We start from the raw sequence: 9,557 nt of genomic DNA, 5'->3' as shown, positions 1-9,557 counted from the left end.
AAACACCACGACCGCCTGCTCGTTCACCATGTGGGTGACCTCCTGAGCGGGCCCGCGACAGGCGCAATCTGTCGCTACCAAGCCCCGCTTGGGAGGTCACTCCACCCCAACGGCCGGATGGAACGGTGGATCGAGGCTAAGGAGCACCGGACCCCTCCAGGAGGCTCACATGACCCGCCATCTGCGGCCCGTGCTCGGCGCCGCCCTCATCTTCATTGCCATCGTGGCCGCTCCGCGACCGGCCTTCGCCGGCGGCTACGACGTCATCGCGTGCAACCAGACAGTGGCGGGCGGCGCCAACCACTCATGCGGCGCGGCGGCTGACGGCGGGATGACCGCCTACACCGACTGCCCCGCCGGCCAGGGGATCATGGCCCGCAACGTCGACAGGCTCCGAATCAGCCGCCCAGTACCAACCCCATGCGCTTGCTCGTCAGGGTCTGGGGAGGACGTGCTCGGCGAGGCGTCGGGCGACCCGAGCGACCAAGGCCTCCGCCTCGATCGCCGTCGTCGGATCGACGCCGTCCCAGACACCGGCGATCTCCAGCGACGTCGTGCGACCCGAGGTCAGGCCCAGCTCGGCACAGATGCCTGCGGCGGCCGCATCGACGACCTGCGCCTGCTGGCAGAACGTCAGTTCCAGGCCATCACCGCGGCGCTCCAGCCGTTCGACGAGCAACGCCATGATGTAGACCAGCTCCTCGGCCTGGTGCTCGATTGGGAAGCGCGAGTTGACCGAGACCGTCGCGATCTCCCACACCACCACCGCGACCGCGTTCATCGGGCCGGGCTGGACCACGACCTCGTAGCCGATCTCCTGGGCGAGGCAGCGGAGCCCGCCCACCACCTTGGTCGGCTGCGTGACCTGCGTCGCTCGCATGGAGGCCTCCGTGATCCGGGGCGCCGCCCGGTGCGGCGCCGTCGCCTGGTCCACGGCACGCACGGACGCGTGCCACCGTGGCCTTGGTCGACGGCCGCACCGGACACCCCTCGGACCGATTCGTTGGGCAACACCGCTGGCGCGGACCGACGAGCGGTCGGCCCGCGCCCCGACGGTGCTCCGCTACCGCTCCTCGGAGGCCTGCTCGCGGGCGGGCGTCAGCGCCTGCTCGTACTCGGCGTTTGCGCGTTCGACGGCCCGCTCCAACTGGGTCATGGCCGCCGGGATCACGGGGCGGCTGAGCTCGCGCAGCGCCTTGGCGGCGTGGTCCTTGTGCGAGGTCCACCGAGTCGCCGGGGTGCGCTGGCTGCCGTTGATGACCAGGCGGCTGGCGTGCTGCTCGGCGGCGATGACGACCAGCGCCCGGCCGTAGAGCTCGGCGGCGGTCTTGGCGCCGTCGACGTACTTCCACAGCCAGTCGATCGCGGCCTGCGGGTCGCGGTGGTCGCCGTAGTCGTAGCGCAGGCGCCCGCGGCTGCCGTCCTTGAGGGTCTTGGTGACGTCGGTGCGCAACTCCTCGATCACCAGTCGGACGCCGCCCGCGGCGACCCGGGCGATCCGGTCGCCGGTCTGCGTGTACGGGGAGCTGTCGTGGTCGGCGCCGAGCAGGGCGTAGACGAAGAACCGCGCGACGTCCATGTCGGCCGGGTCGACGCTCGCCAGCGTGGTGATGAGCGCGGTGCCGAGGTCGGAGTTGATGCCGTGGGCCTGGTCGCCCAACTCCCGCATCTGGGCGTCACGGTCCCGCTTGGCGACCGCCGCCGGGTCGACGGGCTTGTTGGTGGCCTTGCTCGTAGAGCGCTCGGCGGCTCGGTCGGCCACCCTATGCTCCAGCGTGCCGTGGGTGCGCTTGATGGCGGCCTTGACCAGCTCGCGGTAGACGGCGCGATCGACGATGAGCGGACTGCTGCGCTCGAACTCGATCAGGACGCCCGCCGCGCGGGCCTGGTCGACGTGCTCGTCATCGAAGCGGACGGTGGGCGGCCCGTAGGCGTGGCGGTCGAGCTGCTTGTGCAGCTTCTCGGCCTCGGCGTAGAGCTGGTCGGTCTTCTTGCCCAGACGCAGCTCGGCGATCTCGCGGGAGCCGACCGTGGAGAGGTGCGCGGCGAAGACCTTGCGGTCGCCGTGCGTGAGCGCCGCGTCCAGGACCCAGCCGGGCTGGCTGGCCAAGCGCGCGGCGACGGCGGCATTGCCGTCGTCGAGATAGGCGATGAGGGCCTCCAGCAGCTTGGGCGCGACGGTCCCGATCGCGCGCAGCTGGTCGACCGCGGCGAGCGCGATGACGCCCTCGCCGATGAGCTGCTGGGCGCGCTCGGGCAGCTCGAGGATCTTCACGCGGGCGGTGACCCGTGCCTTCGCCCAGCCGAGGGCCTGCGCCGCGCCGTCCTCGCTGAAGCCGCGGTCGAGCATCGCCCGGACCGCCTTGGCCTCCTCGTAAGGGTTCAGCTGCTTGCGAGCGATGTTCTCCACCGCGCGGTCGGCGTCTTCGCTGTCGGCCTCGCGGAGTACGTATGGGACCTCGGCCAAGGGGATCGAGGTGGCGGCGGCCATGCGGTGGAAGCCGGCGACGAGCTCGAAGTCGTCGTCGCGCTCACGCAAGACGACCGGCACGAGCATGCCCTGCAGCTTGATCGAGCCGGCGAGCGCCTTGACATGCGCCTCGTCCAGGACGCGGACGTTCTCAGGGATGTGGATCCGCTCGAGCGCGACCGTGCGCGTGGAGGTGATGGTGGTGGACATGTGCTGGGTCTCCTGTCGGAGTCGGGGCCCGCCGGGCTGGCGGCCGGTCAGCCGTCACCCGCACGCCCGCCAGGGCGTGCCACCATCGGGTGGCGCTCGGCCCGCCAACCCAGCAGGCTGGTCAGGACCAACTGGTCGCGGCGGTTCTCGACACGACGAAGGGCTGGCCGTCGCCGACGTCCACCGGTGATCACGCGAAGGGTCCGCCGCCCGTACTCGCGGTGGGAGGCCGCGCCGGTCACGAGCGCCCCTGCTTCCATGAGGCCGTGCTGCCGTAGCCCTCGGTCTCGATCTCGTGGCGGACCCGGGTGGCGTCACCGCGGCGGGTCGCCATGTCGTCCTGGACAGCGCGGACCTCGCAACGGCGATCGGCGACCGGCTCAGGCGCACGGCACTTGAGGGCGTCGATCGCTCGCGACGCCTCCGCCCGGGTACGCGGCGTGACGAAGCTCACGCCGCGCTGGAGCGCCAGCTGCCGGAGGTAGCGCTGCTGCCTGGCGGTTGGTGGAGGCTCTGCGGGAGAGGGATGGTGCTCGGTCATGGCCGTGCCACAGCACGGCGCGCGCGAACGTCAAGGCCCCGGTCCGGTTAGGACCGCCAGAAGCGACCGGTCCACCAAGCGCGCCGTGCTACGGCTGGCCGGACCTGACCGAACACCAGCTCCGGGACCGCAAGGGGCCGGGCATCAGGAAGGTCGGAGCGACCAGCCGGCTGCCCGATCGCTCCGACCCTCCCTGTGACCTCCTCAGCCCTGCGGCTGTTCAGGACGGTGGAGCAGAACCTCGTCCTCGATCCGGCGCGCCAAGCGGTCGATCGTCTGGGCTGCCGCTTGGATCGTCTCCAGCGGGGCGCTCTGCGCCCACGACGCCAGGTACGGGATCGAGTAGTTCGAGGTATCGAGCCCGAGCGTCGCCGCGACCGTGAAAGCGACGGCCTCTACGATCAGCTCCTCCTCGGCGTACTTGACCGCCGGGCGCTCCTCCTGCTCCCGGATTTCCTGCATCAACATGTGCGACAACTCATGGACGAGCGTCTTGGCCCGCTGGTTGATCGAGTGCTTGGCGTTGATGACCATGCGCCGACGTGCGATATCGCAGTAGCCGCCGATGCCGTCCTCCAGCACCACGTCGGTCAGGACGCTGTAGCCGCTCGCCACCGCGATCGCCGACAGCGGCGGGAAGGTCCACTCCAGCTCGTCACCGTCGATGGTCGAGATCGGCGGCTCGAGGACCGCGGGCTGCGCCGGTGCCGGCAGCCGGTCGACCTGCGACCGATCGAAGACCGGACCCATCCGGAACCGCGTGCGCGGCTTCTTGTCGGGGTCGGCTCCCGCCTTCTTCCACTCCTCGATCGCCTTGCGCTTCGGCGGCACCGGCATCCAGATCCACAGCCCGTGCTCTCCACGGCGGACGGCGTAGCCGAGATCCAGCCACCTGCGAAAGCCCGTGACGAACGTCGCGTCCGGGCGCTGCATGGCGATCAACAGCTGGTTGATGAAGCGGTAGTTGTGGAACTTGCTCCGCGTGCGCAGCCAGTTCTGCCAGCCCTCGCTGGACTGCAGCGCCTCGACCGCCGCGACGGCGCGCTCTCGGTCCGCCTCGCGCCGCGCTTGGCGCTCGGCCTCGGCCTCGGTCTTGGTCGACACGAGATCCTCCTCGGCTGAGGTCCCGCCCGGTGCGGGACCGTTGCCATCCCGCCGCACGCACGGACGCGTGCCATCGTGGGGTGGCGTCGGTTCCCGTAGGCGTGGCGGCGCCGCGGCGAGAACCATATCTACGGCTCGCTTCGAGGCGACCTGTCGTTCGAGCTATGGCCGTCTGCTCATCCGCGACATCACAGGCGACGTTCCAATACGGTCGCCGCCGTGGACGTGCCAGTCGCACATCGTCGGAGCGTGGTCTTCGTCGGCTCGATCGAGGGAACCGGAGAGCACCGGCTGCGAGGGACCGGCTTCATGGTCGGCGTACCGGTCGAGGGCGACGACACGAAGATCCACCTACAGCTGGTGACGGCGTCGCACGTTGTCCCCCACGACAAGCCGACGTTCATGCGATTGCGTCGTCTTCTTTCGGATCCACCAGCGGGGGAGCCGCTGAACGAGCGCCTCTTTGAGGAAGAGGTTGTAGACGTTGAACTCGGCACATGGCATCGTCATCCGATAGCCGACCTGGCGACGACGCTGATCGTCGAGGCAGACCCGCGCTGGGCGATAGGTGTCGTCCCATGGGCGAGCTTTGTAGGTCGCTCGCCTCATGAGCCTGAACTCGGAGAGGACGTGGTGTTCGCCGGCCTGCTCGCGCAGGTCGACTCGATGGCCGAGCGCCACGTCCCGATGCTTCGCGGGGGCATGATCGGCGCGCTGTACCAGCACAAGATCCCGATGGTCGAACCGGGCGGCACGCGGCGTCTTCTGGACGGCCACCTGATCGACTGCCGCTCGTTTGGCGGATTCAGTGGCGCGCCGTGCTTCGTCAGCATGATTCGAACAAGCGCTCCGGGCTCGAGCCTTCACGTGCTCAACCCGACACCGTTCTGGCAGCTTCTAGGGGTTGTTGGAGGTCACTTCGATCATCGCTCGTCTATCGAGATCCAAGGAGACAGCTTGAGCGTCCCGACGAGCGCCGGCGTAGCCGTCGTCTACCCGTCAGAGCTGCTGACGGAGCTCCTCGAAGACGAAGCGCTCATCGCGGAGCGCGCACTCGACACGTAGGAGGGCGGGGCGCGTCGGAAGCCGATCTCCAGCCCAATGGCTCCGGCTCGGCAGCGAGCGTCGTCGTCGGCGCTGGCAGGTGTGGAGGTTGGCGAACTTCCAGCTGACGCGCTTGCGCGCGTACACCTTGGTGTAGACCAAGTGGTACATGGTGCCGCCGTTGACCGTGAAGATGGCCTTGCCGTCGCCACGGGTCATTGTGGCCTGCACGCACCGGCCGAGCACGGCGCGATGCGCCGGCAGACTCTCAGCCGTCCGTTCGCCGCAAGTTGCGGTTGGCGTCGAGTTGACGAGCGAACTCGAGGTCGGTGGTGCGAACGACGCCGTCGACCGCCTCTAGGTTGATGGTCTGCCCGTCCGGGCCGGTCACGCCGACTGACTGCAGTGGGCCGCCGTCGAGCGCAGAGACGTAGGCGAGTTCCCGACGACCGGTGGTCGCTTCGCTCTCGCGCTGGCGCCGCTTCCTTCCGGCGTCGGACCTGCAGTTCTCGCAGTTCCGGCTTCGAGCGTCGTCATCGGAGAAGCGGCGGCCGCAGCCCTGACAGATCGCCAAATAGGTGATCGTGCGCTCGAACTCGCCGGTGAACCACGCTCCGCCGACGCGGACGTCCACATGCCAGCCGCCGAGTTCGGCGGGGCGGACCTTGGGCGCTACCGGCGCCCGGTTGCAGTCGCGACAGCGCCGCGCCGTTCGCCGCCCCTGGAACACCAACGAGCATTGCTCACAGACGCGGATGCCGGGCACGGCGATCTCGCGGGCGGCGAACGCGATCCATGTGTTCTCGTCGCCGCCGAGCATGGTGCCGAGGCGACGTTCCAGGCCAACGCGGAGCGCTTCTTGCAGGTGCTCACGGTGCTTCCGCGTCTGATGGGCGAGGTCCTTGCGGCGCCGAATCGCCGTCGCCGTCTGCCCTCGGATTCGTTGCGATCGTCGGGGGAAGTCGTCGGCCAGGACGAAGCTGCGGAAGAGCGCCCGCGCCTCGACCGCGTGCTCGGGATGACGGTCGAAGTGACCCGGTGCGATGACGAGGAGGCCAAAGAGCCAGCGGGCGAGGTCCCGCTGGGAGGGGCCGGACTTGTGCAGCCAGCCGGAGCCGTGCTCAGGCGAGTAGTGCTCGATCGCGGCGGGGCCGATGCGCGAGAGGTCGACTCGGTCGCCCTCCTCGTAGACCGGCACACGCACGTCTGCGCGATCCAGCAGCGCGTAGGACCACGAGCGCGCGGGAAGCGGGATCGGCGAGGGAGCGGACACGGCAGCATGACCGACGGTAGCGGGCATGCCGGTCACAGCATCCGCCCTGCGATCGCAATGACGTGGAGGGCGGAGACCGCCGCTCCGGAGAGCGCGGTCACGACGGTCGCCCAGAGCAGGAGCCGGGCGCCGAGGCGACGCTCGCGGCGCGGCAGCAGATGGTGTCCGGGGATGGGCTCGTGCTTCGGCATTACGCAGGAGCCATGGTCCCTGTGGCCGGAGGACCACGCCACTCGATCGTCGTTCAGACGGGAGATCCGTGACGTTCTCCGCCTTCGTGCAACGCGGCCCACGCTGCTGGCCAAGACCGGGTGGTTCGAACCAGCTCATCGAATCGCCGGTCCGCGCACGACAATGGTGCGATGAGCACGTCGCCCGACCTCGTGAACGATGGGATGCCGACCGAAGCCGGCGCGGCGATATTCAACGACGTCGTCACCCGGTTCGTCGACCCGGAGCTCGAGCGCCGGTTGGAAGCGGGGACGTGGGCACCGGACAATCCGGTCGTCCTGTTCCAGGTGGTGTTCCCTTACGGAGCGGTACCCGAGGTTCGGATCAACCGTGGCATCGGCGGAACGCTCATGGCGAAGGCCACCCGCGCAATCGAGGCCGGTGAGGAAGTCTGCCCCGAGGATTTCTCGGAGGTGGCCGGGTACGAGCCCGCGGACAAGGATCGGGACGTGCCGCACATCACGGGGGTGCTCACGAGCATCGGCTGGCACTTGTTATTCAAGTTGGGCATCGGCCATCCCAAGCGCCATGACTATCTCGCCCGAGCCGAGGAGTTCCTGGAGACAGCCCGGGAGTCTTTGCGCGCCGGTCGCCTTGCGGCGTTTGCCGACAACGCGTTCTCCGCGACCGAGCTCCTCGCCCGCGGGGAGTTGCTGGCGTACGCGCCTACGGTCGACCTCGTGCTCGATACCAAAGACCACGGTCTCGTCGCGTCCACCTACAAGCTTTGGGCGGACCTGGGCAACACGGAGAAGCGCTTCGCGAAATTGTTGAAGCAGATGAGCAAGGTCCGGAAGAAGGGGCGCTACCTCGACTGCCCGCTCGACCTGACGGCCGAAGCCTCAGAGAGTCTGTTGCGATCGATCGAGGAGATGCACGCCCACGCGGCGGCGCGCATCTCTGGATCGGAGATGCCTGGTCAGTTCAACGTCTATGCGACCCGCGACCTGCGAGCTGGGGAGTTCGTCGGGTCGAACGATTACGCCCTAAAGCCTCCGCGTTCCGGGAAACCGAGCTGAGCCGTCAGGGCCATCCAGACGCGGTCTCGCGCGTCATCGTCGGTGGTCGGCTGAGCAACGACAGCTACACGTTGGCCTGAGCGCGCCAACTGCGCGATCGCGTGGCGGCTGAAGCGCTTGCTCCGTCCGATGCGCACGTAAGGCAGCGGGTTGCGTCGTCGGCCGCTAGAGCATCGCGAAGTCGGTGGTCGGGGGCCGGTCGACCATGATCGGGTGGCGAGAATCGCGCGCTGGCGTCTAGGAGCGGCGTGGGCAAGCGCGACTACGGCACCGGGCAGTTGTACGTCAACTTCGGCTCGTATGCAGCCGGCGGTCGTAGCCACAGACGACTGCGGTCCGGCCGCCGAGCTGAGCGACTTAGCAGGCGGCGACCGAGCACCGGTTGCTAGTGATCAGTCCGGCTTGACTAGCGGGACAGAATGCCGGACATGGCATTCGACTTCGCAGACATCGGTGATCGGCTGGACGACATCGATGCGGCGCCAGCCGGTAACGAGCGAGGACGAGCGCTCGAGCGTTTGGCGGCCGACGCGTTGTCCACCGTTCCGGGCGTGTCCGTAGTTGTCCGCAACGTCTTAGCCGCGTCCGGGGTGGAGGAGGTCGATTTGCTCCTCACAAACCAGGCGGTGGATAACGGGCTCGCCGGTATGGGCTTCGACGTGTTGGTCGAATGCAAGTCTCAAGGTGGCCCGGTCGATGCACGAACGATCGGCTGGTTCGCGCAACAGCTGCGCCGTCGGCGCACGGAGTGGGGCATTCTCCTGCTGCTTTCCTACGTAACGGGTGATCGGAACTCGTTGACGTCGGGGCACCGCGAGATAGAGCGGTCCTCCGTTGAGGGCCAGAACATCATCGTGTTGACCGGAGCCGAGATGCGAGCCCTGACTTCGACTGAGCACCTCGTTGCGCTCTTGCAGAGAAAGCGCGCGGCGCTTGTCAGCGGCTTCAGCACGTGGATCGCGTCGCCTACACAGGTCCGGGATTTGATTCCTGGGAGCGGTCGGTCTGCCAACCGCGGCTGGGAAGCTATGCGGCGCGCCATTAGAAACGAGCGGCGACGCCGTTTAGATGAATTGATTGGCGCGGGGTTGCAGCTTCCGGTGCTCGATCGGACCGCCGGACTCCAGCGAGTGGAACGGTCCCTGGCGGCGCTAGAAGCCGACGCGGCACTGCACGCGGATTCGGATTACGATCCTATGTGGCTGACGAATCATCAGCTCCTAGTTGCAGCATCGGCTGCCATCGTGCAGCTGTTCGAACCTCTTCCTCGGACGGAGGAGGGGCGTCGCAGCATCCGATTTGCCGCCGAGAACAGCGCGCCCCAGCAGCTGCGAACACACCCCGGCGACCGGTTGTGGCGCCTGTTGATGGAGTACTACCTCGACGAGGCTCGCGGTGAGGGGAGCTACGCTCGAGGCAAGGCGGCAGAAGCGATGCTCACGCTGGCGCTGGACGCATTGCTGGCAATCGAGGACATCGAGCCGCCGGATGCCTACGACGAGCCCTAGTGATGACTCCTGATGCCTTAGCCTCGATCCACCGTTCTCGTGTGGCGGCCGGGCCTGTGGCCTTGCTGAGGTAGATGTTGAGGGTGGCGGGGCCGCGGAGCGGCCCTGTCGTGGTCTGGTGGTGTGCATCGACGGCGTCCGGTGCGCGGTCGGGCGG

At 68.3% G+C, this 9,557-nt stretch carries 9 protein-coding genes; 3 read left to right on the top strand and 6 right to left on the bottom strand.

The genetic code is table 11. The annotated features are described in order from the left end of the window. Positions 1–433: 433 nt before the first annotated feature. From VK501_RS20740 to VK501_RS20725, 4 genes are all read right to left on the bottom strand, one after another. A complete protein-coding gene (locus VK501_RS20740) occupies positions 434–880 on the bottom strand; it encodes a hypothetical protein (RefSeq protein WP_324340773.1) in 447 nt (148 codons plus the stop codon). Between the two features lie 183 nt (positions 881–1,063). Further along, a complete protein-coding gene (locus VK501_RS20735; RefSeq protein ID WP_324340772.1) occupies positions 1,064–2,680 on the bottom strand; it encodes a ParB/RepB/Spo0J family partition protein in 1,617 nt (538 codons plus the stop codon). A 238-nt stretch (positions 2,681–2,918) separates the two neighbouring features. Beyond that, positions 2,919–3,221, bottom strand: a complete 303-nt coding sequence (locus VK501_RS20730; protein WP_324340770.1) for a hypothetical protein — start codon at positions 3,219–3,221, stop codon at positions 2,919–2,921. 204 nt (positions 3,222–3,425) lie between these two features. After that, a complete protein-coding gene (locus VK501_RS20725; protein ID WP_324340768.1) occupies positions 3,426–4,325 on the bottom strand; it encodes an ArdC-like ssDNA-binding domain-containing protein in 900 nt (299 codons plus the stop codon). A gap of 219 nt (positions 4,326–4,544) precedes the next feature. Between VK501_RS20725 and VK501_RS20720 the strand changes: the two genes are divergently transcribed. Further along, positions 4,545–5,390: a hypothetical protein gene (locus VK501_RS20720; protein WP_324340766.1), complete on the top strand. Its 846-nt coding sequence runs from the start codon at positions 4,545–4,547 to the stop codon at positions 5,388–5,390. Positions 5,391–5,637: 247 nt separating this feature from the next. Here VK501_RS20720 and VK501_RS20715 read toward each other — a convergent pair whose 3' ends face one another. Both VK501_RS20715 and VK501_RS20710 read right to left on the bottom strand, forming a co-directional pair. Beyond that, positions 5,638–6,669, bottom strand: a complete 1,032-nt coding sequence (locus VK501_RS20715) for a hypothetical protein (RefSeq protein WP_324340764.1) — start codon at positions 6,667–6,669, stop codon at positions 5,638–5,640. Between the two features lie 5 nt (positions 6,670–6,674). Continuing rightward, positions 6,675–6,833: a hypothetical protein gene (locus tag VK501_RS20710; protein WP_324340762.1), complete on the bottom strand. Its 159-nt coding sequence runs from the start codon at positions 6,831–6,833 to the stop codon at positions 6,675–6,677. A 171-nt stretch (positions 6,834–7,004) separates the two neighbouring features. On the opposite strand from VK501_RS20710, the gene VK501_RS20705 reads away from it, so the two are divergent. Continuing rightward, on the top strand, positions 7,005–7,892 hold the full coding sequence (locus VK501_RS20705; protein WP_324340759.1) for a HEPN domain-containing protein: 888 nt from the start codon (positions 7,005–7,007) through the stop codon (positions 7,890–7,892). Positions 7,893–8,320: 428 nt separating this feature from the next. After that, entirely contained in the window at positions 8,321–9,400 is a 1,080-nt protein-coding gene (locus VK501_RS20700) for a hypothetical protein (RefSeq protein WP_324340756.1), read from the top strand. The last annotated feature ends 157 nt before the right edge of the window (positions 9,401–9,557 follow it).

Source organism: Baekduia sp., from assembly GCF_035318805.1.
Lineage (GTDB): Bacteria > Actinomycetota > Thermoleophilia > Solirubrobacterales > Solirubrobacteraceae > Baekduia.
Note: the sequence above shows the minus strand (reverse complement) of the source record. Positions and strands in the feature narration are given on the sequence as shown.